Annotated in this window: 25 protein-coding genes and 1 pseudogene; 3 read left to right on the plus strand and 23 right to left on the minus strand. The window is 30.5% G+C overall.

Annotation, left to right across the window (positions count from 1 at the left end; genetic code table 11):
• The first annotated feature begins 33 nt into the window (after positions 1–33).
• Positions 34–222: a 4-oxalocrotonate tautomerase DmpI gene (gene dmpI / locus K4897_RS04015; RefSeq protein ID WP_019264583.1), complete on the plus strand. Its 189-nt coding sequence runs from the start codon at positions 34–36 to the stop codon at positions 220–222.
• Between the two features lie 60 nt (positions 223–282).
• Here the strand turns inward: dmpI and K4897_RS04020 are convergent, their stop codons facing one another.
• The 5 genes and pseudogenes from K4897_RS04020 to K4897_RS04040 all read right to left on the minus strand — a co-directional run bounded on the left by K4897_RS04020 (position 283) and on the right by K4897_RS04040 (position 8,175).
• Positions 283–3,156, minus strand: a complete 2,874-nt coding sequence (locus K4897_RS04020; protein ID WP_250416823.1) for a DUF3427 domain-containing protein — start codon at positions 3,154–3,156, stop codon at positions 283–285.
• A gap of 5 nt (positions 3,157–3,161) precedes the next feature.
• Positions 3,162–3,547, minus strand: a pseudogene (locus tag K4897_RS04025) ((deoxy)nucleoside triphosphate pyrophosphohydrolase).
• 83 nt (positions 3,548–3,630) lie between these two features.
• Positions 3,631–5,475: a DUF2357 domain-containing protein gene (locus tag K4897_RS04030; protein ID WP_250416826.1), complete on the minus strand. Its 1,845-nt coding sequence runs from the start codon at positions 5,473–5,475 to the stop codon at positions 3,631–3,633.
• A gap of 12 nt (positions 5,476–5,487) precedes the next feature.
• Positions 5,488–7,269, minus strand: a complete 1,782-nt coding sequence (locus tag K4897_RS04035; protein ID WP_250416829.1) for an McrB family protein — start codon at positions 7,267–7,269, stop codon at positions 5,488–5,490.
• A gap of 474 nt (positions 7,270–7,743) precedes the next feature.
• Positions 7,744–8,175: a hypothetical protein gene (locus K4897_RS04040; protein ID WP_250416832.1), complete on the minus strand. Its 432-nt coding sequence runs from the start codon at positions 8,173–8,175 to the stop codon at positions 7,744–7,746.
• Positions 8,176–8,320: 145 nt separating this feature from the next.
• On the opposite strand from K4897_RS04040, the gene K4897_RS04045 reads away from it, so the two are divergent.
• Complete coding sequence (locus tag K4897_RS04045; protein WP_019266501.1) at positions 8,321–8,698, plus strand: DUF4258 domain-containing protein; 378 nt, start codon at positions 8,321–8,323, stop codon at positions 8,696–8,698.
• A gap of 140 nt (positions 8,699–8,838) precedes the next feature.
• On the opposite strand, the gene K4897_RS04050 is transcribed toward K4897_RS04045, so the two are convergent.
• From K4897_RS04050 to K4897_RS04110, 13 genes are all read right to left on the minus strand, one after another.
• A complete protein-coding gene (locus K4897_RS04050; RefSeq protein WP_250416835.1) occupies positions 8,839–10,296 on the minus strand; it encodes a sodium-dependent transporter in 1,458 nt (485 codons plus the stop codon).
• Positions 10,280–11,371: a CapA family protein gene (locus K4897_RS04055; RefSeq protein ID WP_250416836.1), complete on the minus strand. Its 1,092-nt coding sequence runs from the start codon at positions 11,369–11,371 to the stop codon at positions 10,280–10,282. The genes K4897_RS04050 and K4897_RS04055 overlap by 17 nt, the downstream gene beginning before the upstream one ends.
• Complete coding sequence (gene ftsY, locus K4897_RS04060) at positions 11,361–12,692, minus strand: signal recognition particle-docking protein FtsY (RefSeq protein ID WP_250416839.1); 1,332 nt, start codon at positions 12,690–12,692, stop codon at positions 11,361–11,363. Before ftsY ends, K4897_RS04055 begins: the two co-directional genes overlap by 11 nt.
• A gap of 116 nt (positions 12,693–12,808) precedes the next feature.
• Positions 12,809–13,249: a prefoldin subunit alpha gene (pfdA, locus tag K4897_RS04065; RefSeq protein WP_250416841.1), complete on the minus strand. Its 441-nt coding sequence runs from the start codon at positions 13,247–13,249 to the stop codon at positions 12,809–12,811.
• A gap of 10 nt (positions 13,250–13,259) precedes the next feature.
• Positions 13,260–13,484, minus strand: coding sequence for a 50S ribosomal protein L18Ae (gene rpl18a, locus K4897_RS04070; protein WP_004032460.1), 225 nt, complete (start codon positions 13,482–13,484; stop codon positions 13,260–13,262).
• A 21-nt stretch (positions 13,485–13,505) separates the two neighbouring features.
• On the minus strand, positions 13,506–14,177 hold the full coding sequence (locus K4897_RS04075) for a translation initiation factor IF-6 (RefSeq protein ID WP_019264594.1): 672 nt from the start codon (positions 14,175–14,177) through the stop codon (positions 13,506–13,508).
• 36 nt (positions 14,178–14,213) lie between these two features.
• Positions 14,214–14,459 (minus strand): 50S ribosomal protein L31e, encoded by a 246-nt coding sequence (locus K4897_RS04080; protein WP_019264595.1) that lies wholly within the window; start codon positions 14,457–14,459, stop codon positions 14,214–14,216.
• Positions 14,460–14,471: 12 nt separating this feature from the next.
• Positions 14,472–14,627 (minus strand): 50S ribosomal protein L39e, encoded by a 156-nt coding sequence (locus K4897_RS04085; protein ID WP_004032463.1) that lies wholly within the window; start codon positions 14,625–14,627, stop codon positions 14,472–14,474.
• A 21-nt stretch (positions 14,628–14,648) separates the two neighbouring features.
• Positions 14,649–15,233: a hypothetical protein gene (locus K4897_RS04090; protein ID WP_019264596.1), complete on the minus strand. Its 585-nt coding sequence runs from the start codon at positions 15,231–15,233 to the stop codon at positions 14,649–14,651.
• 5 nt (positions 15,234–15,238) lie between these two features.
• Positions 15,239–15,595 (minus strand): DNA-binding protein, encoded by a 357-nt coding sequence (locus tag K4897_RS04095; RefSeq protein WP_004032465.1) that lies wholly within the window; start codon positions 15,593–15,595, stop codon positions 15,239–15,241.
• Positions 15,596–15,618: 23 nt separating this feature from the next.
• A complete protein-coding gene (locus K4897_RS04100; protein WP_004032466.1) occupies positions 15,619–16,056 on the minus strand; it encodes a 30S ribosomal protein S19e in 438 nt (145 codons plus the stop codon).
• Positions 16,057–16,160: 104 nt separating this feature from the next.
• Positions 16,161–16,418, minus strand: coding sequence for a YhbY family RNA-binding protein (locus K4897_RS04105; protein WP_004032467.1), 258 nt, complete (start codon positions 16,416–16,418; stop codon positions 16,161–16,163).
• Positions 16,387–16,752 (minus strand): ribonuclease P protein component 4, encoded by a 366-nt coding sequence (locus K4897_RS04110; protein WP_019267780.1) that lies wholly within the window; start codon positions 16,750–16,752, stop codon positions 16,387–16,389. The genes K4897_RS04105 and K4897_RS04110 overlap by 32 nt, the downstream gene beginning before the upstream one ends.
• Before the next feature lie 638 nt (positions 16,753–17,390).
• On the opposite strand from K4897_RS04110, the gene K4897_RS04115 reads away from it, so the two are divergent.
• Complete coding sequence (locus K4897_RS04115) at positions 17,391–17,801, plus strand: PH domain-containing protein (RefSeq protein ID WP_250416843.1); 411 nt, start codon at positions 17,391–17,393, stop codon at positions 17,799–17,801.
• Between the two features lie 876 nt (positions 17,802–18,677).
• Here the strand turns inward: K4897_RS04115 and K4897_RS04120 are convergent.
• From K4897_RS04120 to K4897_RS04140, 5 genes are all read right to left on the minus strand, one after another.
• Entirely contained in the window at positions 18,678–19,226 is a 549-nt protein-coding gene (locus K4897_RS04120; protein ID WP_019264598.1) for an adenylate kinase family protein, read from the minus strand.
• 11 nt (positions 19,227–19,237) lie between these two features.
• Entirely contained in the window at positions 19,238–20,332 is a 1,095-nt protein-coding gene (locus K4897_RS04125; protein ID WP_019264599.1) for a GTP-binding protein, read from the minus strand.
• A gap of 57 nt (positions 20,333–20,389) precedes the next feature.
• Entirely contained in the window at positions 20,390–23,158 is a 2,769-nt protein-coding gene (locus K4897_RS04130) for a dolichyl-diphosphooligosaccharide--protein glycosyltransferase subunit STT3 (protein WP_250416846.1), read from the minus strand.
• 204 nt (positions 23,159–23,362) lie between these two features.
• On the minus strand, positions 23,363–25,513 hold the full coding sequence (gene topA / locus K4897_RS04135) for a DNA topoisomerase I (protein WP_250416849.1): 2,151 nt from the start codon (positions 25,511–25,513) through the stop codon (positions 23,363–23,365).
• 170 nt (positions 25,514–25,683) lie between these two features.
• The gene (locus K4897_RS04140) at positions 25,684–25,833 is read right to left on the minus strand and encodes a hypothetical protein (protein WP_019264602.1); all 150 of its coding nucleotides are present in this window, start codon (positions 25,831–25,833) and stop codon (positions 25,684–25,686) included.
• Positions 25,834–25,864: the final 31 nt, after the last annotated feature.

Below are 25,864 nucleotides of genomic sequence, written 5' to 3' on the forward strand. Positions count from 1 at the left end.
TTAATAAATTTTAAAAACAGGGAGGAAAAAATTATGCCAGTAATAACAATAGCCGGAAATGACACAATCCGTGTTGAAGATAAAAGAGAAATGGTAAAAAAAGTAAGTGAAATAGTAGCTGACAGTTACGGATTACCAATAGAAGCAATAACAGTACTTGTTCAAGCTTATCCGAAAGAAAGCATCGGAGTAGCTGGTGAATTATTAAGTGATAGGGAATAAATTTCCTTATCATTTAAACCTATCAGTATTTTATTGTTATAATGCAGATACTGGCAATAGCTAATCCATATTATCTTCAAAATAGTCATACAGCTCATCTTTAACTGGAATATGGAGATTATATTTAATATTAACAATCGGCAAGTCCTTGTCTTTGCTTCTGATAGTTGTCTGAATAAAATCAAATGGTTCAACCTGACCCATATAATAGAAATCCTTACCTTCATCATCACTTTTCTTAATAAATAAATGTATCTTCAAATTAGTTTTCTGATAATTTTTAATTGCAAGTACTTCCTTACTATCTAATTTAAGCCTACTTCTAGTCATCCAGCTGAAAACATTCTTATTTACAAACTCATCTAGATACTTAGTACTATCTGAAATGTCTTCTTTTTTATCATAAGTTACAAAAATAGGGCAGGTATTGTGTTTTACTCTATATCCGTATAATGTGGAGCTGTCATCATTTGGCCAATTAAGTAATCTGCAAACGTCCCTTCTTGAATACTTGGCGTATAGTGTTAAATTTTCACCTTCAACTTGAGCATTGTATTCTGTTTTGTATTTAAGCAATCCATAATCAATTACATCCAAAACATGTTTTCTGTAAGTTTCATGAGACAGATACTCTTTAAAATCATTTGAGATTAGAAATTCATTCATGAAAGACAATTCGGAAAAATCTTTCTTATCTTTTTTACTGAACTCAAGATTTAAAACATTAATTGCATTTTCAATTGATTTTACATCATTTTGAATATCATATTCTGCTTTTAATAAGTGTTCAATTGATTCAACTGAGAAATAACCATTATAAATTAAAGATTTTAAAATCAGCAACTCATGAGGTCTTTTTCCACTGGCCAAGTTTTTGGATATGAATTTTAAAGATGAAATTTCCTCTTCTGAAAGGTATTCATCATAATCTTTATCTGCCTTTTTTAAAAATGAATAATAGCAATCCATTGCAGTATGATTTAAGATTAATAAAGGATCCATTTCACCATTTTCATAGAAATCCAAAAGCATTGGAATTCTGCCTAATTTAAACTTCAGATTATTGTATTTTTCCTTAAAAAGAGCTATTCTTGAAAATGAAGTGTTGTTTATAGAATTATAAATTCTCTTTTTAGAAACTTCATCAAAACTGATTGAAGAAGCTCCAGGAATCACTTTATTTCCCTCCATCAGATAACGGCGAATATTATCCTTATCATAAGATCTGTCCCCTGAAAGAGCTATTGGAATCATGAAATTGTTTTTATAATTTCCAATAAAATCCAGAATAACAACATAGTCTTTGTTTTTAAATTTCCTAAGGCCTCTTCCCAATTGCTGAATAAATATAATTGGAGATTGTGTTGGCCTTACAAGTAAAACCTGATTAATTTCAGGAATATCTACCCCTTCATTAAAAATATCAACTGTAAAAATGTATTCCAACTTGTTTTTAGCCTCATCATTAGTCAGTCTGTAAATTGCATCTTCCCTTGTCTGCTGTGAATCATCACCTGTCAGGACAGTTGCCGGATGGCCTCTTTTATTAAATGCTTTTGAAAGCTCATTTGCTTCTTTTTTCCTGCTGCAAAATACCAAAGCTTTAATTCTGTCTCCAGAATATCCGTAATAGGCTGATTTTTCAAGCAAATAATTTACCCTGTCATCTGAAACCAACTGATTGAATTCTGTTGAATCATCAACAGTTTCTCCGTCAATTTCCAAGTCAGATATTCCAAAATAATGAAAAGGACACAACAAATCCTCTTCCAAGGCGTCTTTAAGTCTGATTTCACAGGCCAGATTATGGTCAAAGAGTTCATAAATATCAATACCGTCAGGACGCTCAGGTGAAGCAGTCATCCCCAAACAGAATTCAGGTTCAAAATAATCCATGATTTTTTGATAAGAATAAGCACCTGCTTTATGAACTTCATCAATCACAATATAATCAAATTCATCTTTTTCAAATTTAGTGTAAACATCATCTTTAGACAATGTTTGAATTGTTGAGAATAAAAAATTAGAATCATAATCTTTAGAATTACCAGTCAGCAATCCGAAATCTTTTGTATTTTTAAAAACATTTTTATAAGCATTAATAGCCTGTTTGGCGATTTGTTCTCTGTGAACTACAAAAAGAAACTTTTTAGGATTGAAATCCTGAACAGCAAAAGCAGAAGCATAAGTTTTACCAGTACCAGTTGCTGATACCAGAAGTGCCTTTGATTCACCACTTTGAATTAAAGACCTTAAACTTTCCATAAAACCAATCTGCATAGAATTTGGAACCAAATCTTCAGACTGAAGTTTTTTGTAGTTTTCTTTTAGCTTTGTAAAGTTCTTTTGAGAATCATATAATTTCTCATAAGCAGGAAGAACATCATCAAGATTGCTTGCTTCCTGCCATAATGAGTTAAATTCATCCAATAAATTATTCAACACTTCACCGTCATGTAAAGAGGTAAATTCAACATTCCACTCCTTGTTAACAGTCAAAGCATTTAAAGTTAAATTAGAACTGCCTACAATACCTTTGTAAATGTTATTTTTTCTAAAAACATAACCTTTAGTGTGAAAACCATTCTTTTCCTGAGCATACAGCTTAACTTCAATATTATCTAAAGACTGAAGCTTTTTTAAAGCTTTAGGATCTGTAAAATTAAGATAATCAGTTGTAAGAATCTTACCTTTAATTCCCCTTTGTTCAAGCTCTAAAAAATCCTGCAAAAGAGGAGTTAATCCACCTAAAGTAATAAAAGCAGAGCTTATAAAAAATTCGTCACAATTCTGCAGTTCCTCCTTAATGGAATTTAAAACCTTATGATTAAAATTGTTTGAAAGGAATTTAGGTTTAAAATCATTTGCAGGATTATAAGTTTCATTAATAAAAGCGGTTTTAGCTCCTTCTAAAATATCATTCTGATTATCCATAAAAATCACATGTTTTCTTTTAGATAATTGACTGCGTCAATATCCGCCGGCAGCCAATTTAAAGTGTTTAATTCTTCTTTTGTAATCCATTTACCGTCATTGTGTTCTAAAAGTTCGATTGAACCTTCCTTAATTGAACACATAAAACAGGACATGAATAAATAAAAGTTAGGATACTGATACTCAATATCTAAGGCAAATTTATCAACATTAATTTCAATGTTTAATTCTTCTTTAATTTCACGAACTAGAGCCTGCTTTTTGGTTTCGCCAGGTTCGATTTTTCCCCAGGAAACTCCCACATGTTTATAAACTCACCATATCCTCTTTTAGTAGCTAAAATTTTATCTTCATTTTTAATAATAGCTGCCACTACTTTTATTTGTTTCATGTTTTTTACACCTGAATTAAAATATTAATTGAATATATTGGCTGCTTTGTATTTAAATATTCTTAATTCAGTTTATAAATTAATTAATTAACAATTAAACTTCTTATTACATTTTTAATAAAAATAGATAGATTATACTCCTCCTCGCCACCATTTCCAGGAGCTAAGGGAAAAGCGCCAACAGAAGGAATAATTAGATCATTATCTTCTCTAAACAATTTATGTACATTACCTGGGTATAAAACGTATGATCCTTCAGTTTTTAAAATGGAATCCTTGTAAGTATGCATCTTATAAATATCCCCATTTTTAAAAATTCTATCTTTATTTTCATTAGAATCCCTATTATTAACTTCATTTTCAACTTCAGAGAATGTTTTATCTTGAATTTTGTTATAAAAATTAATAACATCCAATTCAGAGCGATATTTTGCATCAAAATGAATAAAATATCTTTCTCCATTTAAATAAATAAGTAATGAGTAATCTGGCCTAAAAGCTAAAGAATATGACCTATATTTTGTATTATTTGAAAATGTTTTATTATAAAATAATTCAATGAAAATATCCTGATCAAATAAATTTAATTTAAATTTTTTAATTGATTTATGTCCTCTTTTAATATCCATTGACCAGTTATCCTTATTAATCTCAAAAACATCTTCAAAATCCACTTTAGAAACACTCATTTCGTTTAAAACTTTTAAAATTTTGAAATAACACCAATATTCATATAATTCACTTAATTTCTTTTCAAAACCTTTGAATTGATTGTTAAGTTCATCCCAACTTAATTTAAAAGAAAATTCAAACATTAAAAAGAATTGGAAAATATCCCTATAACCTTCCCTCTTTTGTAAAACTTGTGAATTAAATGGAATGTAATCTAAAGTACCAATATCTGCAAATAATTTATTGGAAAGATAATATACAATTTCTTCATTGAAAAAAGTTAATTTATCCTTAATATAACCCTCTTTTGAATTGTCTAACAACTTTTCAATCAAATCTCTTACCAATTCTAAAAAATATTTAAAAAATCTATTTTCAGCAACATCAATTGAATCATTATAGTCTATTTCCTCAACTTCAATTGGTAAAAACCCTCCAAGATAATTAGCCAATTTCATATCAGAATCTGTTTTTTGCAACTTATCAGGATTGTTTAAAATATTAATCAATTCCTTTTCACCAGTATTTGATGCAAAAGAAGTTGGAACCACATCGTCACATTCTTCCAACCTAGAATATAAATTCTTAGACAGGTATTCAAAAATAGACGGCAAGTTCTCAGGCCTGAACAAATATTCCAAAAACATGAAATCTTCATAATATGTTGTTTTATTTTTATAATCAATTTCGAATTCCTGATAAAGAGGAGAATCACTTTCAAAAATCAAACCTAATGCATATTGAGATAATTCCGCTATCATGGCAGAATATTGATTAAAATAATCTATTTTTTTAGATCTAACTTCAATTGGAACCTTATTAGACAAATAACCATTCTTTTTAACATCCAAAAATGATTTACCAACATAACTTCTAAAATTTAGAGTTCCAACAACTTTATATTTTTCAAATTCAGTTAAAGAAAACCTAAATTCATTAAAAAAATCATTATTCATTTTAACTAATGAATATAAAATATCATAAGATGAATTTACATCTTTTGATTCAAATAAAATTTGATAATCAGTTTCTTCTAAAAGCATCAAATTTGCAAAATGAGTTGATGCATCAACACAATATTGAATAGGAGTTAAATTATCCGGAGTTTCAACTAAATCAATATTTTCTAATGTTAAATAATCATTTATAATATGTTTAGAATGATTAGCCATCTGGGAATTCAGTGCACTAATATAAAGAGTACCTACTCCCCCCATACTATTTCTCAATTCAATACTAACTTTCTGCTCGATCATTTGAATCTAAATTTAATTAATGAAAGATACATATCTTTGATTAGATAATATTTTAGCCATATTTTGAAGTTTAACTGCAGAAGTATAATACCTGCAATCTTTTTTAGTTAAATCAACAAGTCTTGCATCTGCATTATTTTTTCTTTCAATTAAACATGCATTAAATAATTCATTGATAGTTTGACCAATAGCTTTTTGTGAACCGTGCAATTTTGGAAGAACTTTTTGTTTGACTTGAGCATCAAAATATCTCTCCCAATTTTCCCAATTTTTTGGAGATCCTTCATATCTCCATGAAACAAACATGAACCTGAGAATTTCATTAATAACCCTAAAACCAAAGTCAAAATTTATTTTTTTAAGAATGCTTTGGAATAAATCTAACTCAATAGATAAAACATCCCACAAATTCCCTCTAGAACAATTAATAAACATGAAAATATCTTTTAAATCATGAACATTCATATTTCTCACATCCAAATCTTCAAGTGGATTCATTAGATAGTTTATGTTTTTAAAGTCAAATTCTTTAAAATCAGAGTTCATATATTCTTTAGCAGACATTGTTGGGAATTCAATAGTGTTTGCCCTATCTAAAACCTTAGGTGAAAACATATAAGTTGTTTCATCAACATTAACAGTACCTACTATCAATAAATTATCTGGAATATCTAATTCATAATTTTCATCATCATTGGAATACAATGGAATTGGTTGTGAACTTTCAATAGCTGATAAAAAGTCAGCAAAATACCTTTCAACATGAGATAAATTCATTTCATCTAAAATTAAAAAATATGGTGAATCAATATCATTTTTAGCAAGTTTAATTAAAGAATAAGATGGTGTTTCATGATATTCCCCAGTAATTACATTATAGAATCCCAAAACATGCCTATTTTCCGTCCAATTAGCACCCACAGGAACGATCTTATAATTTGGATCTTTTTTATGGTTTGTTGAATCTTCTTCTTTTTCCCATATTGGATGGAAATTTTCAAAATTGAAATTGTCTGTTTTGATTTTTACTTCAACTTTTTTGCCTTCATTTTCTTTTAAATAGTTTTGTAATTCTTCATTTTTCTTAAAATACAACCTAGGCATCAGCCTAATTTTGGCAGCAGATTTAATATTTTTAACTACAATATTACAATTAACATAACCTGATTTAAATGGCAAATAATTAAAAATATTATTATTCATAAACCATTGCCTTTCATTAAATGCTGTTTTGTTTGAATTTTGTTCCAAAATTATAAAATCTTCATTATTAGATTTACGATCATAAATCTCTTTAAATGCCCCAATATTTATTTTTAAATCAACAATTTTGGCAGAATCTTGAGAAAATAAATTTTTAAAATAATTTTTTAATTTTTCATTATTTTTATCATATTCTAATTGCATTTGCACACGAACATATGCTTTTGCAGGAATATTGTCTACCAATATATCACAGTCACATTGTGATTCTTTAATTGGCAAAACATCATAAAGATATTTATTACTAAGTGTCCATCCAGTGTTTTCAAAGGATGATTTATTAACAGGCACTTTAACAAACAAAAATTCATTATCCTTAATTAAAGAACTATTATTTCCAGAATTTTGGGTGGAATCAGAAATATATTCTGCAAACAATTGAGAAAGTTTTGTTTTACCAGTTCCTGAATTTCCCGTAAATATTACAAACGGTTTTACTTTTATAGACAATAAATAATTTTCAATTATTTTCGGATCAAATAAATATCCTTTGCTTAAAAGATATTCCTGAAACGATACTGTATTTTCCATGTTTTCACCATATTAACAATGTTTGATTTTCAAATTCATTTAAAGCATTAACTAACCCTTCTTTTAACTGAAATTAAAATCGTTATTAATTTTTTCCATTAAAAAACCAAGCTTCAAAAAATTTCTTGATTTATATCCTACTTAAATTTAAAAATTGTCTCCATTATGAAAAATTGTTTTCATTTTTAAATAATAATTTAAATCATATTATATTTAAAGATTACTAAATTAATCCTATAAAAAAAGAAAATATTAATTAACAACTACACAAAATAAAAATAAAACCAATGTAAAGTGAATAAAACAAAATAAAAGAATAAAATTACTTTAAATTTAAAAATGAACAGAATATGTTCACTAAATAAACACATGATAAATTATTTAATTAATCACAATTAAATTTAAACTTTTTTAATTGTAAAATCACCAAACAACTACAAAAATAAAATAATAAGTGAGAAAATCTCTTCCCACTTAAACAATAACTTTCTCAAGTAAACTTTCATCTTCAACAGTAACTATACTGACTTTTCCATTTTTAATATATGTAAAAAAGTATAATCCTGCATCTTTATCATGATCCAATAAACCATCATAACCTTTTATGGTTTTTTTAACATCAGTAGGTTCTTTTAAATCATCCAAACTTAACTTATCAGTATCCTTACCATGGAAAACAGATATGTGTATCATCTTATTGGAACTGTCGAAATATGTGCGATTATATATTTTAAAGCCGTCTGCATTTGTTACACCTTCAGTAGCTAAAGATGTTTCTTCATTATACCCGTCAGGAATGCAAAACTTCATTCCGTCAACTTCAACATTCTGCACAGCACATACTGAACCGATTCCAATAGCTAAAACAGCAATCATTGCCAAAATCAAAATTTTTCTAGAAACCATGAAAAACCTCCAATATATAATAATTTATAAAAGGAAATTAATATAATTACCTATATTCTTCTAAACAAAATAAGCTGATTTTAAAAATATTCTAAACAAATTAAAAACACAAGCTATAAAAGCAACTAAATATGAAATTAAAAGTATGGATATTTTTGACGAATATATTGTTGGAAACCTCAGCAACATTAACTGGTGCTTTGAAAACACTCATTTTGTTCAAAGGCTTGATGACAACGGAATCTCAAGAGAGTATATTGTAGACACCATATTAAATGAAGAGCCTTTAAGATATGAACCTAGCGGAAATCACCAGTATGAAGTTATTTTTCCGGCTCCGAAAACTAAGAAATACTCTGAAATCAAGGTTGTTTTTGCCTGTGACAACAACACAATAAATTTGGTAACGGTAATGCCCAATGCCACTACAAACAGACAGCAGAACACCTACAAGTCCAGAGATTATAAAAGTCTGGAAAAAAAGAAACAGAAAGCCTATTCCAAAAGAAAGAAACTTTATTAAAAGTGTGTTTTAAGGAGCATAACACTCCCTTAAACACGTGAGAAGGTTTTAAACGAATCAAAAAAATAAATTTTTTTGTTGATATATTACAATATGATTTAAAAAAAACCATATTACACCTTACTATTTGTTATTAACACTTATTTATAATCTTCGAATTTTGTCAGCATAACACTGACTATTAAAATACTGAGAGTAATGATTACATCAACAGTCAGTTCCAGAAATCCTCCTGTTTTAATCAGATCAATAATTCCGAATGTCCAAACTATGAAAATTACACATGGCAGTATATATTTAATAATTGCAACCCATAGTTTTCCAACATGCACTATAGAATTCTTGTTTACAACTTCAATTAAATCACCAATTCCTAAAATCCATCCAAATATAATACACTGCAATGCGATTAAAAACAATATTCCGAACTGGTTCAAAAATCCGTCCACTATTTCAACAAGATAGCTGGAGATTCCGCATGTGAAAAACATTGAAATCACAAATCCGACACCACATAATATACTGGCTGATTTTTTACGGGTAAATCCAAACTTATCACATACAGAATTAAGTAACGGCTCCAAAAATCCCAGAGCAGAAGTTATTCCTGCAAATAATATAGCCAGGAAAAACAGAGGTCCCAATATCTTACCTGCTATACCCATTGTATTGAAGATTGTCGGAAATACAATAAATACAAGACCTGTACCCTGTCTGATTAGGCTTTCAATCGGAACACCTGATGTTACTGACATGAAACCCAATATGGAAAAGACTCCAAATGCAGTGAATATTTCAAATCCTGAATTTGAACTAACTACAATCAGCACATTATTGATTAAATTTGAATCTTCAGGCAAATAACTTGCATATGTAAGTGCAATAGCCATTCCCAAACTTAATGAAAATATAATCTGTGAAAATGCAGCAAGCCATATGTTTACATCAAAAAGCACTGACCAGTCCGGAGTCAGCAGTGTTTCAATTCCCAGATTATGACCCGGCAATGTCAGGGAAAACACTACAATAGCTGCCATTATAACAAACAATAATGGAATCAGCACTTTGGATACTTTGCCTATTCCTGAGTTCAGCTCTTTTTTTGAAATAAACCATATCATTACCCATACAATAACCAGTCCCGCTACTGTCGGAAGTATCAAATGGGACCAGTCAGAAATTGTAGAGTCCCCACCAACATAATTTGAGAAAAATCCTGCAGGATCAGCTCCCCATGCCAGAAACGGACTTGCTCCAAGATAAACTATATCCCATGCAAGAATAACCATATAATATGTTACAACACCAAATGCAAGAAGACCTAAAATCCACCCTATTACTTCAAACCTCGGTCTTATTTTGTGGAGCAGATTTGAAAAGGATGTTTTGAATTTGAACCCCAAACCATATTCCAAAATAAGAAATGGAATTCCCAGAAGCCCGATAGCTACAAAATAGGGAATGAAAAAGGATCCTCCACCATTGGAGTACAGTACATAGCTGAAACGCCATATATTACCTAATCCAACAGCAGCACCTATCATTGACATTAAAAATGCAAAAGAAGAGTTCCACTGGCTTTTATTGTTTTGATTCATAATTATCATCAGTTAAATTAAAATACAATTTACCGGTACCTTCCGGTGTTATTTCCAAATCATCACATTGAGGAGACAATGAATTAAGTAAACTGGTTCCCTCATCAGGTCCCATAAAGTAAGGCAGGTATCCTGAAATAATCACAGGATAAACTGTACACTCTCCAGTATCATTGACAAAGTCCATTTTGACTATATATGCAATGTGAGTTGCTGAATTTGACATGTCAAATATGAAGTTTCCCAGACTGTAGAATATAGGCTTGCCTTTATACATTTCAATTCCCTGTGTTACATGAGGATGTGAACCTAAAACAGCATCTGCACCATAATCTATTACTTCATGAGCCATCTTTTCATGATCAGGATTTGGTGAACGGGAGTATTCATTTCCAAAGTGGAAATAAACAATTACAACATCTGAACCATTTGCCTTTGCATCCTGAATTTGATGTTTTGCAACATCACTGTCATATGCAGAATAACCGGGATTAGAACCGTTAGCCTGAGGCATTACATCAGTACTATATTCTTTAAAGTTGTTTGAATCCATATAATTGATTATAGTAATATTTCTCCCATTTATATCACTGCTTGCAGTTTGGCGAGCCTGAGATTCATTATTTCCTGCACCGATATGAGTGATGCCTGCATCATCCAAAGACTTTAAGGTATCTTTCATACCGTCAGTGCCGTAATCAAATAAATGGTTGTTAGCCAGTGCTGCAACTGTATTGTTGTTAGCCTTAGCTAATGGAACATAGGAAGGATCGCATTTAAGCGGAACATCCCCTTTTACAGCATACCCTGAAGTTGTTGCAGCATTTTCAAAATTGATTAATAATAAATCTGCACTTCCGGTTACATTTTCCACATGTCTGAAAGGACTTTCATCCAAACTTAATACTCCAGCCATATTACGTGCAAACATCACATCACCAGTTACAACAACAGAAGCATTTCCCTTAGGTGTTTCTATTATCGAATTGTTGCTGGTAAATGTGACTGCACCAGCTATCAAAGTCAACACTGCCAAAATAACAATTAAAATCAATGTTATTTTTTTAAGCTTCATTAATGTTTACCTCTTCTCCGCTTTCAGAAAAGAGCTGATTCAGCATCCAGTCAGCATCATATTCCTTAATGTCATCATATCCCTGACCCATTCCCAAAAAGAGAATAGGTTTTTTGATAACATAACCAATAGACAATGATGCTCCCCCTTTACTGTCCGCATCTGCTTTAGTTAAAATAACACCGTCAAGGTCAATGGCTTCATTAAATTTGGAAGCCTGCTGGGTTGCATCATTACCTGTTAGGGCATCCCCTACAAAGACAACCAAATCAGGTTTTGCAACTCTCTTAATCTTTTTCATTTCATCCATAAGATTGGTGTTGGTCTGCATCCTACCTGCAGTATCAATTAAAACCAGCTCTTTACCCTGAGCTTTTGCATGTTCAACTGCATCAAATGCAACAGCTGCAGGATCTGAACCTTTCTGGTGTTTGATAAGCTTAACTCCAACCTTGTCTGCATGGTAATTAACCTGTTCAATAGCACCTGCTCTGAAAGTATCTGCAGCAGCTATTACAGGAGTATAACCTTTTTTAAGATAGTAATTAGCTAATTTACCGATGGTTGTTGTTTTACCTGTTCCGTTAATACCGACAAACATTACAACAAGAGGTTCGCCCTGTGCTTTTTTGGTTTCAATCATTTCAGTCATTGACTTGCCAGGAATATCAATAATTTCAGCTACAGCATTTCTTAGTGCATTGTAGGTATATTCAGTAATGTCATTGCTTCTTTTGATTTTACGGCCAACCAGATCATCTTTAACAGAATCCACTACTGCACTAGCTACTTCCATAGCCACGTCCCCTTCCAGAAGACCCATTTCAAGTTCCCATAAAATATCTTCAAGGTGTTTTTCTGAAATGGTTTTGGCAGTAATAAATGAAAACATTCCACTTGGTTCTTCATCTTCATCAGTTTCTTCAGAAGAATCCTTATCTTTATTTCTGCTCCAGAAATGAGGTTTTTTAGGTTCTTCTTCCTCTTGAATCTCCTCAGCTGATTCTTCCTCCTGAGACTCTTTCTTATTATCACCGGATTTTTTACCAAAACTCCAGAAACCAGATTTTTCATCTTTATCATCAGAGGTTTCATTATCTGAAGTGTCAGTTTCTTGAATACTTTCAACTTCCTGAGGAATTTCAGCTACATCACTTTCAGAATCATCTTCTTCTTTTTTATCTTTCCTGCCAAATGAAAAAAAGGAGAATTTTTTACCGGATTCCTCTTCAAGATTGTTTTCTTCCTGTGCTTCTTCAATAAGCTCTTCTTCTAATTTATCACTAGTTCGTGAAAACTTCTTTTTCAAAGATTCAAACAAATTTTACACAACCTTATGGTTTAATTAGAAAATAATATGTTTTTTATAATATTTAAAAAATAAGCAAAATATGGAAAAATAAATTAAATAAAAAAAGTAAAAAAAGGAAGTTATATCTAGTTTAATCCGGTAGCTGACATGTTTCCTTGAGCAACAGCAGCTAACTGTTCTGCCTGAGCAGATAAAGATCCGATAATGTCAGACACCTGTTGCATATTAGATAACATTTTATCCAAACTGTCTTCCAGATCTTTTTTCTGTCTTGCAATAGTTTCTCTTGCTCCGTCAACATCTTTTTTAACAGCTATTCCAGAACCAATACTTACAATAACTTCATCGGTGTTTTTAAGTTCACCTTTAATGAAAGAACCAGCACCTACAGGTACGAAAGCTTCAACAGAATCTTTACCTTCCAAATCATCTAAAGTGTTGGTTAATGCATCAACTTCAGCAATGGAAGCTCTGACTAATTCAATTTGTTGCTGAATTAAGTCTCCTTGCTGTTTGTACACATTTATTTCATTAAGTAATTGATTAAATTTTTGCTGATCTTCCATAGTAACACCCTTATAAAATTTCTTTTAAAATTGGGTCTACAACATCTTCAGGTGCGATTTCAGCAATATCTTTAATAGAAATTTGGTTTCTGTTTAAACCATGTTTACTTCCAAAACGTTCATAAATTTTTTCTTCTAAATCAGCTACATTGGTAGCTTTGTATTCTTTAGTAAATTTATGATATGAATCGCCCATTACAAAAGTACCTTTAACTCTGTAAATTTTTGTTATCATATTAACTCCTCAGGATATTATTTATAAATCGTCTAAAAAGCCTAATGCTTCTTCAACTCTAGCCATTTCAGGACCTGTACTTTCTTTAGCTACAATAGCTCCGCTTGAATTCGCAAGAGAGCATGCCCCAACTAAAGAAATACCTCTACCTACAGTACCAATATCTCCTTCAACACCAAATACATCACGAGCAAAGTCTACTTCAGTTTCAGTGGCATTTTTATCCATTAAAAATCCTTTGTTGGTAACTGTAATCAGTGAACCGATAATGTCGCTTCCAACCATGGAAGTTGATTCAACATTTACATCTAAAGTATCTTCAATGACTTTAACTGCCCCATCAGATAAAAATGGGCTTACAATAGCTCCGGTATCATTAGCTGCAACAATATTACCTACTGCAGTATAATTTCCTGGAATTGTAGCTACATTTAAACCTAATTCCTCAAACTGTTTAACTTCTCTATCTAATACATGTGGGGAAACAACAATACCGTTTGAATTAGCTACAGCTAAAGATCCGATAAGATTACATCCGGAAATAGAAGATTTTACAGCCTCAACTTCTAATGTTTCCTCAATCAACTTAACTTTTTCATCAAGAAGATTGTAAGGAACAATAGCCAAATCATCAGTTGCTAAAATAAATACTCCTATATTAGGATTATCTACAATGTTTATTCTTCTTAACATATTGTTACCTCACGCAGTATTGAAGTAGTATTATAGCTATTCTGCTAAAGTAGCTTCTACTACGCCATCATCATCTTTAACTGCTTTTACAGTAATTTTAGAAGGTATTTTTTGAATACCTCTTGCCCAAATTTCATGATTAATAGATTCATCGAGCTTTACTTCTTCAGCTTTCATGTGTTTGAATAAGAAGTTTTGTACTTCTCTGATAGCTCTAGGAGCTCTGATAGTCCTTTTGACTTTTTTTACGTTTCTAAGTGGAATTGTATAAACTCTTTCCATGAAAAATCCCCCTTATAATTTAAGACTGTTTCTTCTCCAATGTCTAGGTTTAGGTCTGTATCTAAGTTTACGGTTAGTCTTAGCATAAGCCCAGATTGGAATTCTTCTGTTTTGTTTATTTGCTTTTGCCATTCTTAATTTTTTAGCTAATGGTTTATTTCTACTCATTTTCTCACCTTATAATAATAATTATTTTTTATACCCGGTAACACGAGTTTGATAATGCTCAGGGAAAATATCCAATGAATTTCCTCCTTTTTCATCAATTAAAGTCCTTATTTCAACCTCATAATCAGAGCTATTGTCCTTATTGCTTTTTTCATGAGATATTTCAAATAAATTAGATGTAATTAATTTAATTGTTTTATGGCCAAAACTATCCAAATTAACATACTGAACATCTTTTCTATCTTCAAGACTTTTAATCTGATTTATATTAAGTTTAGGAGTTCTATCATCCCTTCTGGTTCCATCGGCTATAATATCATACATTTCAGAAATCTCTTCAACAACATTTTCATGAATGAACTTTATTCCGTCATTGGGAAATCCGTCTTCCATAATCATATCACAGGTTTTATCTAAAAGTTCAAAATCCAAATCAAGAACTCTGTGATTAAACCCGAGAGATTTGGCTGAAAGGCTTGCTGGAATATAAGAATCATAAACACCAAAATTGGCAGTACATAATTCAACATCAAGACCAAGTCTTTTAAGCATAACCGCCATAAAAGAGCTGTCTTTTCCTCCACTGTATAATACACAAGCTTTCATTAATATTATTTCCTTGTAATTTTAATTTCTCTTTTCTGACCAGCTATCTGTCTTAAAAGTACTTTTAACTGTTCATCAGTTACTTTACCTCTTAAGCTGCCAGCTTGAGCAGATTGGATTAATTGAATTTCAATTTGATTAACAAGCTCTGGTTTAGTCAATTTAAGGTTAGCTAATCTTGAACGTGCTTCAGTAGTCAAAATTTGAGCTATCAAAGCTTTCTTTTGCTCCTCAAATTGTCTTTGTGCTTCTTGCTGTTGCATTTGTTGTTGTGCTTGTTGTTGCATTTGACCTTGTGCAGCAGCTTGTCTGGCTTCTAATTCCGCCATTCTTTTACGGCGAATTTCATCAAGATCACTCATATCAAACTCTCCAAATAATTTAATTAATATTTTGCAAGATTAGGAATATCCTTAATGATTTCAGCAGAAATTTTATCTAAGAATGATCTTCCTGCTGGAGTAACAACTCTTCCACCTACAACTTTTTCAACATATCCTGCATCTTCTAATTGGTGTAGTGCATTTCTTACGATAGCTCCACTACCTTTTCTAAATACTTCAGGAGTTACTCCACGGTCTTTTTTACCACCGTAGAAAGTTCTTAAGCTCATAACTCCCACAGGTCCGTCCATGTACACTCTTCTGATGATAGATGCACATCTGGTATACCACCAGTCGACATCTTCAGGTTTTCTTTCTTTGTGAACACCGGTTTTTACAAAATTGGACCATGCAGGGGAATTGATTTTATCATTGTTTTTAAATTCTTCTGCGACTTTTTTAATTAATAAATCTGCAGGTACATCAAATACAGTAGTCATATTAATTCTCCAATATTTAATTTTAAATAATTGTCCTCATAATCAACTGTAAATTTAAGACCTAATAAAAATAGGGCCTGTAACTCTAAATTTAAGCAATGTTTTTAAGGCTTTTTTTTATAAATGACAGCGACATTTCCTCTAACATCTATAAGTTTAGATCTGGTTTTCTGGACAATGTCTGCTATATAATCATCTTTATTTTTAGCGATATTTTTTGCAAATTTAAGTTTAACAATTTCATTAGCTTTAAGTTGGCGTTTGATTTCTTCAATGACATTGTCATTAACACCAGCTTTACCAATATTCATTGTCATAGCGGAAAGAGCTCTATTCATCATTTCTTTTTTTGATTGACTCATATTTAGCTCTCCTTTTATTTTTTTTCTCCTTATGATAAGGAATTTTCATAACATGCCCACACTCGCCACATAAAATGTTAACTTCTTCGTTAACTAGCCGGACTGTAGCGTTGTGACCAGGGTAGAGAAACTTATTACACTTTTTACAATACCTTCTTGCCCATTTATCGGGAATTTTAGTATTATACTTGGTAGATAACTTCTTAGCTAATATAACATAACGATTACTTCTTTCAGGGTGCTTTTCGAATTCCATCTCAGCACGTTCAAAAAGAATATTCATACGTTCAATAGCTATTTCAATCATCCATTTTGGTCTTTTTCCTCTACTCAAAGATATCCTCCTCATAATTATAATAATAACTATTAAATTAGGATATAATATTCAAAAATTGAATTAAAATGATTTGCGCATATTAAAACAAAAACCATAGTTAAAATAACCTTAGGTTAATATGAATATTAGGAATAAATTTGTTTTTCTATATTTATAAAGGTTGTGTTAAAAAAGAAATTTTATTAAAATCAATATAATTTTTAACTTTAAAGTATATGAAAATTTCCATAAAAATAATTTTAAAAAAAAGACAGTTCAAAAAAAATGATTAAATAACACTATAAAACATGAAAGTAATACTTAATAATATAAAAAAATTAGAAAAAAATATACAAACTCTAAAAATATAACGAAATAACTAAAAAATGTACAAAACTATATAAATGATAAAAATCTAAATAACAATTAGATAGCAATAAAAATTGTGTTAATTGTAATAAAAATTTTAAACAACAAAAGCTATCGGAATAATAGGCTGTCTTTACTGGCTGCCTATTATTTTCAGATATATTCTATTTTTTAAAAAGTGGTAACAAAGACTATTTTTATTTTTAAGCTTTTTAAACCTATTTCAAAAATATTACCTTATAATATAAATAGTATTATTTTAATAATATAAATGTGAGGTCACAAATATGGCATTTTTAGATAAAGTAATAGGTTACGGCGATGTAAGTTCAGATATGGAAAAAGACTATGTATCAGAATTCTTTTTTGAAGATGAAGAAGTAATTCAGTCATATCAGTTTATAAGAGATCAGATAATTTTAACTAATTATGGAATCTATGAAGTAGATGTTCAAGGATTAAGCGGCAAAAAAGTAGAAGTTAAATTTTTCCCGAAAGACACGATTAAAACTATTTCATTTGAAACAGCAGGAACTTTAGACTTTGATGTAGATATTAAAATAGGTGTAACCAACAACACTGTTGTTAATGTAGACGGAGCAGCTTATAGTGAACCATTATCATTTAAAGTACCTTCAGACCAAGCTGAAGAAGCAAAAGAAATTGTGCACCTAGTAAAAGAACATTATTTATTTTAAAGGATTTCTATAAATCCTATTCTATTTTTTACAAAAATAAAAATTTCAGTTTCACATTTAATTTTATTAAAGTCATATTAACAAAAAGTATTTATACTTCTTTTTAGAATGTTTATATGATATCGAACAATATCACAGTTAAAAACTAAATAAATTGGGAATATTTGATAATTTATAAAAAACTAAATATGTTTTAAATCAATAAAATTAGAGAAGTTTAGAAAGGTTGAATAAAAAATACTAACTATATATTGATGTGTTAATTGTAATTTAATGTTTAAATTTTATTAATAATTTTAAACAACGAGTTCTACTTCTCTAAATCCCATACAACACTATTTTCAAATAGAATAAACCAAATTATATTAAAATATCTTGTTTATGTATAGGCATATTATATTTTTAACCCCATGTACTATTTAAATATTTTTATAAAAAACTACAGCACCTTATTTAAAAACAGGATAATTTTCCCCCCCCCCGATTTTAATATTAAAGAAAAATAGAAATTTAAATGAAAAATAAAGTAATTTAAAGCCTAAAAATAGGATAAACTATAAAAAACCTACATTAAATTTAACCTTCCATTAACTTCATAAAAATTTAATTTTGATTAATTTTTAAAATAAAATTTAAAAATAATCCTATTAAAAAATAAAAATATTAAAAATTTAAATAAAATATATTTAAAACTTTATTAAAATATTCATAAATTTTTTAAAACTCCCGTATTTAACAGTAAAAGATATAATTTTCAAAAAAATAAAAATAGAAAACAGATTGTATCCCATTATATAAATTACCCCTAATAGATACAATATTTGAAAAATAAGTAACTTATAAACAGTTCAAAAAAAAACAGTTTAAATTTAAACATTAACAATTTATTAACCAATTCATGAAATCAATCTCACCAAATGGAAACTCTTTTTTATCAAAAATAACATCTGCCACATAGTTAATTGTCTCATCAATAGACAAATCACTTACATCTATTTCACAGACATCACTGCCATATGATTCATATGCTTCAACACCACATACATCAAGTGCTTCTGCCTCCAGATTTTCACGGATTTTAGAATCAGAATATTGTCTGTCAGCCAGTCTTTTTTCCAGAATACTTGGATGAACTCTTAAAATTATTACTTTATCAGCACCTGTGCATAAATGAGACAAATGCCCTTCTACAATAAGTAATTTATCTGAATCAAGATTATCAATAATTTCTCCCAAAGCTACATCTAATTTAGGCACATCAATTATTTTATAACCTTTTTTATTATCAATCCCTAAAATTAAATCTTTGCCAATAGCCAATTCATTAATCCTAACCAAATTAGCTCCCAATCTTTTAGAAAGTTCACTAGCTAATGTAGTTTTTCCAACACATGGAGTTCCACTTATAAAAATAACCTGATTCATATTACTCACAATTATTTCTTAAGAATAATCCTTAAAACATCCTCATCTTCCAGAACATGATCAGGTCCGACTTTCTGACCTGGGAATTTAACTGATGTTCCCCATATTTTAGCATGACGGAAGTTTTTCACAAATTCCTTGTGTAATTTATCACAGGCATCAATGACTGTTGAACCTTTTTTAATAACTAACGGATCATTCATGTCTGCTTTTCTTCCTTGCGGTTTAAGATAAACACGAACAAGGTTTAAATTTTCAAAGATTGTTTCCTTAAGATTATCAATATTTAATTTTTTATCTGCAGAAATCGGTATAAATTCAGGAAGCTGTTTTTTCATCTCTTCAAGGTATGCTTTATCTACAAGATCCACCTTATTTAATAGAATCAACATTGGAACATATGATTTATTTCTATCAAGAACATCAATAAATTGATCCATTGTTACATCATCCCTGAAAAGTACGTCTGCATTATGCATGCCGTACTCATTTATGATAGATCTGATTGTTTTTTCATCAAGATGTGTAAGAGGAACTGTTGAAGATACATGGACACCACCAGTTCTTCTCCTGTTTACAGTTACATCAGGAGGTCTTTCATTTGGTCTGATACCAATATTTCTTAATTCCTTTAAAATAACATCCAAATGCTGTGGATTTAACACATCTAAAACAACTATAATCAGTTCAGCTGTCCTGGCTACAGATAAAATTTCTCTTCCCCTACCTTTACCACTGCTTGCTCCAGTAATAATTCCAGGAATATCAAAAACCTGTATTTTAGCATTTTTATACTCCATAACTCCAGGAACAATATCTAAAGTAGTAAATTGATAAGCTCCCACCTTACTTTCAGCATTAGTAAGTTCATTTAAAAGAGTAGATTTACCAACAGAAGGAAATCCAACAAGAACAACAGTAGCATCTCCAGATTTCTTTACATGGAAACCCTGACCTTTTGTTCCAGAACTACTTCTTTGAATAGACTCTTCTTTTAATTTAGAAAGTTTAGCTTTAAGTTTACCAATATGGTGAGAAGTAGCCTTGTTATATGGTGTCTTTTGAATTTCTTCTTCAATATCTTTTATTTTCTCTTCTATTCCCATTAAATCACCATATTATAATTAAAAAAAGAGATTAGGATTAAAATATCCTAATCAAAATTAAGCCCTGTCCGGACTAGTAGTAGCAATATTTCCATCAGTAGCATTAGATGTAGCAGGTGTACTAGTTCCGCCAGCGGCTGTGTTGTTATAATTTACTTGCCATAATGAAACTCCATTTTCCATATGAACCATGGAGAATACATTCTGACCCATACCACCTAACAGATATAATCTAGTAAACATTGAATCAGCTAATTTATTATGCATAATAATAGGTGTGTAGACATTATTTTCACCCATCAGGAATAATGTATAGTTAGAGTCACTTGGAGCTCCAGCTATTGATTCATTTTTCACTAATTGATTATTCTCAATTACCATGATACGGGATACATTCAATGGATTAAATTCTGATCCGTTTACTTTAAGTAAAGAACCATTATTTGAATATACTGCTTCAGTATGACCAGTAGTAGTGTTGTTTCCAGTACCTCTTGTAATAACTGCATCATATTCAAGACCAGACTCATTAATTAAAGCTAATCTACCAGTAGATCCCGGTTCAACAGTTACTTGTTGGGAAGGCACATAATAATTGAAGTTTGTGGAATTCTGCTTATCAAAGTCCCATGCTCCAAAGTAACTCCACCAACCAGCTTTCTGCAGCATATCTGAACTTGCTACAAAGATAACCGGTCTTGGATTATCTGGGTGAGTAAGCGGAATAATAGTATTGGCCTGCTCAGTAGTTAAACCATATGTATTAATTAATGTATTTTTAGCATCCTGTGCATTTTTCGGCAGGATATTGATTAAAATATCAGTTGCTTTACCAGGACTGCCAGTATAGTCTGTTAATGTATTAGTAGCGTTTTCACCAGAAGTTCCTAACATTCTAAATATTCCTGCAGATAAATCCATATTATCCGTCGTCATCGCCTGACCTAGCCAGAATGCCCTACTGTTACCAGTTTGACTACCCCCATCGAAGACTACTTGTCTATCAGCAGCAATCTCAAAGAGGTAACCGAAGTCCCACCAGGATGCAACAACAGTATTGTCAGCAGTATGCTCATTAATCCATAACATGGAATCCCACATAGCATCACTAGTACCAGGCACTACTTGATTAGCAGTTTGATAAGCACCGCAAACAGTAGGTGTTATCAATGCAAGAGCAATTGCTATAATAGCAACATACTTCTTAATAGGTACTTTAGTAGATGCAGACTTACTGGATTTTAATCCGTAAATAGTTATTCCACCAGCTATAGCAATTAATAGGAATAATATAATACCAAACATAGGTGCTGTAACTGCTGCTAATGGGTATGATGCAAAGAATCCTGTTACTAGTATAACTGCCATTAACATTTTGTCATTATCAAGTTTAGTTTTAACATAATCGGAAGCATATCCTACAAATATACCTGCCATTAAACCAAACGGTAATACAATAGTGGTAATGAACCTTGAACCCCTACTTACTGCAAGTGCTGTAATTACTACCCATACTATAAATAAAGTAGCAAACATTAAGTTCAAACGTTTAGCTTCAGTTACTTCATTATCTTTAGCAAATTTACTTACACTACCTAAAGATATTTTAAACTTACGGTCATTATCAATTTTTTTAGAAGATGATAATCTTTGGGATTTAGGTGGTTTTTTAGTTGTGTCACCAGCCGGTTTAATATTTCTAGAATCATATATCCTTTTTGCAAAGATAAATAATACAGTTAAACCAGCAAAGAATACGAAAATTCCACCAATACCGTTTATTACACCATTAGAATTAGCAAGTAAGAATGAATCCATACCTGCACCAAGCATACTTGGCATTTGCAATTCCGCAACAGAAATAAGTACATTAGGGAATCCGCCGACAACTGTTGAAGTTGATTGCAAGGATAATAAACTGGTTAAACTACCAAATATTCCAATTACACCATCTACACCTTTAAATGCTGCAAGACCTATAAATCCTACAATACCTAAAATAACAATAGATATTAAATCTTTTTGATGTACAAACCAAGCAAATTTACTTGGGTACAATTCTCTTTCACTATCACCAATGTTAAATACATAACATAATATTAAGTACACAACTGAAAAGATACCCATAAGACCTACATAAAAGATGTATCCTGTCCATGACTGGGAGAAAAGACCTATAGATACAATAGACAATATTGCAAATACAACTTTTGCAATAAGATTCTTAGACCTCAAACTCTCCATAAAGAACAGTATGAAGAATAATGAAAAGATATAGTAGAACATATCTGTATCAAAAAATCCAGGGAATGTGTGTGCAAAATAGTTTGGTGCAAGCACTATTATTAATGTAGCTGTTATTGCACCCAAATCATTAGTCAAACGTCTAGCAAAGATAAACGCAGGAACAACTGCAAGAGATGCTACAATAGCACCTGTCCAGAATGCAACTTCCTGAACAGTATAATCACCAAAGAATTGGTTTGCTATATTGTAGAAGAACGATGTTACCCATACAATAGCTAACTCATAATTAATTTCATTTCCATCAGGGGAATTCCTATGCATATCCCAACTTGAACCATTGACTACTTCATCTCCCACATCACCATGATCAACAAAGTTTTCAGTCAACCTTAAGTTATAATATGAATCCATTTCACTAAAATAAGGAAGACCTGAAGCATCTTCGTATTCTGCCTTTAAATCACCAGTAGGCAAAATATTAAGATCCGCTGCAGGAGCTCTTAATGCAAAAACAACAGCTAACAGAATCAAAATAATGATTACTGATTTACTTATTGTTAATATTGTTTTTTTATTCATCAAAATCCTCGATATTATTCAATTAACATAAAAACAATTACATCAACTGAATTTATTATTTAAAAAACTTATTTAAATTTATAAGAATGTTAAAGAAATAAAAATATTTTAGGCAAAACCATCAATACTTTTATTAATTTATATCTATTATTTTTAACATTATTAAATATTATGCATTTAAAAAAAAATTAGAAAAAATAAAGTCTATTGGACTTTATCTTTTAACTCATCTAAAGAACAGGTAAAGCGACATTTTGGAAATCCTCTGCAACCAACAAATTCCCCATACCTTCCAGACCTTTTAATCAGTTCTTTACCACAGCTAGGACACACACCAACTACTTTCATCTCACGAGGCTTAGTATTCTCTTTACCGCAATTAGGGTCAAGACATGCATGTTGACGTGGCTTATCAAAGGAAATCATAGGCAAACCGCATGTTTTACAAGTTTTCTTTAAGAAATTTACTCCTTTAGGAATGGAATAGGTTACTTTACAGTCAGGATAATTAGAGCACCCTACAAAATTACTTTTATTTTTAGGAGAGTATTTTTTAACTAAATTTCCGCCACATTTACATTTGCCGACAATATTACTTTCCTGATAAGCATCATAAATCTGAGAACCGATTTTAACTTTGTTTTTATCAATGTCACCTAAAATAACCTTAACTTCTTTTTCACCTTCAGCTACAACACTTTCACGAGTAGCTTTATCATTATCTATACCCTCAAGTTTATTTTCAAAGTCACGAGTTAACTCTTCACTTGTTAAATTAGAACAGTACTCACTTAAAGTATCAATTATGTTTTCACCAAGCTGATTAACCTCAATTTTATTTCCAGATATGTATTTTCTGTCATATAACTTATCAATAATATCTGCACGGGTAGCTTTAGTTCCAAGTTCCCTTTTTTCGAGCTCCTTAATTAAAGAAGCTTGATTATATCTTGCAGGAGGTTTAGTTTCTTTTTCTTCTGAAACAATTTCATTAACAACAATAGAGTCCCCTTCTTTAACCTCCGGGAATTTTTCATTATCTATTTTTTTAAATGGATAATGTTCCAGCCATCCTTTATGAGTAACTCTTCTGCGTCTGAATTTGAATTTCTCCCCACCGATATCTAAAGTGGTACTCATAGTTTCAAAGGTAGCTGCCTCGAAAAATACTGAAATGAATCTGTAAACAATCAGTTCATAAATTTTTAATTCATCCTTATCTAACTTATCTGGTAAAATACCCGTTGGATGAATAGCAGGGTGAGCAGCATCTTCTTTTTTACCTTCATTAGGCTTTAACTTAGCCGGAAGAGCTGAAATATGTGTTCTAAACTCAGAATTTTTAGATAATTGTAAAAATATGCTTTTAAAATCCAAGCTTTCAGGTAACTTTTGAGATGAAGTACGTGGATAAGAAGTATATCCTGCAGTATAAAGGCTTTGAGCAATAGTCTGAGTTTTTTTCGGAGAAAATCCAAAGACATTATAAGCTTCAGATTGCAAACCGCCTAAATTAAATGGAACTGGTGGTTTTGTAGTGGAATTGGAATATTTGATTTTATCAACAGACGCATCTTTATTTTCACAGTTTGCAAAAATTTCCTCAGCTCTTTTTTTATCAAATATTTTTCCGTCTACATGATCTGCTTCAATTTCACCGTCAAGTAAAGCTTTGATTAACCAATAAGGTTCCGGTACAAATTTTTTAATCTCTTTTTCACGGTCTACTAAAATAGACAAAGTTGGAGTCTGAACTCTTCCTGCAGATAACTTTAAAAATCTTTTTTTAGCTGCACTTACAGATTTCATTAAAGCTTTTGATATGTTTACACCAAAGTAAAAGTCCAAAATATGTCTGGCTATACCGCTGTCTACCTGATGCTGGTCAATAGGTATTCTGTTTTCATATGCTTCTACAATATCTTTTTTAGTTAAAGTGGAAAATTTCATTCTTGAAGATTTTGCTATAGCATCATCACCACATCCATACTTCAATGCATGATATCCGATTAAAGTCCCTTCAATATCATAATCGCATGCATGAATATAGCTGTCAGCACCTTTGGCATGTTTTTTAATAGCTCTTACATAATCTTTAGTATAATTCTTAGTTTTTTTATCAATTTCAAATAATGGTGCCCAATGCAAATCAAAATAGACTTTTTCTTTTGGATTATCGGGAGTTAAAGAATATAAATGTCCCACAGCAGACAATACTGTTATATCCTTACCTTCTCTTTCTAATGTCCAATATTTAACTTTTTTATTATATATGTTCTTTTTAGCTTTAGAAGACAACGCTTTAGCTATTTTTTCTGCAGATTTTGGTTTTTCGCAAATTATTACTTCATTCATTGTACCTGTACCGTTTTTAAATTTTTAAATTATAAAAATTTGTAAATTACTGATTTAATATTTAAAATAATTAATCCTATAAAAATATTTCTATTGAAATAATTCAGTCTATATGAAGTAGTTTTAAAAATAAGATAAAATCAGTGTAAAAATATGAAAATTAAAAATAATTATAAATCTTCTCTGTAAAAACTGTAAAATTCAGCACAGTAATCACAAATCGGATATTTATCATAACGATAGTAAGCAAGTTCAGACTTATTCATGTCAAATTTCTTACCGCATAAAAAACAAGTTTCAATTTTTTCTTCATCAGACATGATATTACCTTAAAAAAAAAAATAAATAAAA

Source organism: Methanobrevibacter sp. TLL-48-HuF1, assembly GCF_023617305.1.
In the GTDB taxonomy this organism is placed as follows: Archaea; Methanobacteriota; Methanobacteria; order Methanobacteriales; family Methanobacteriaceae; genus Methanocatella; species Methanocatella intestini.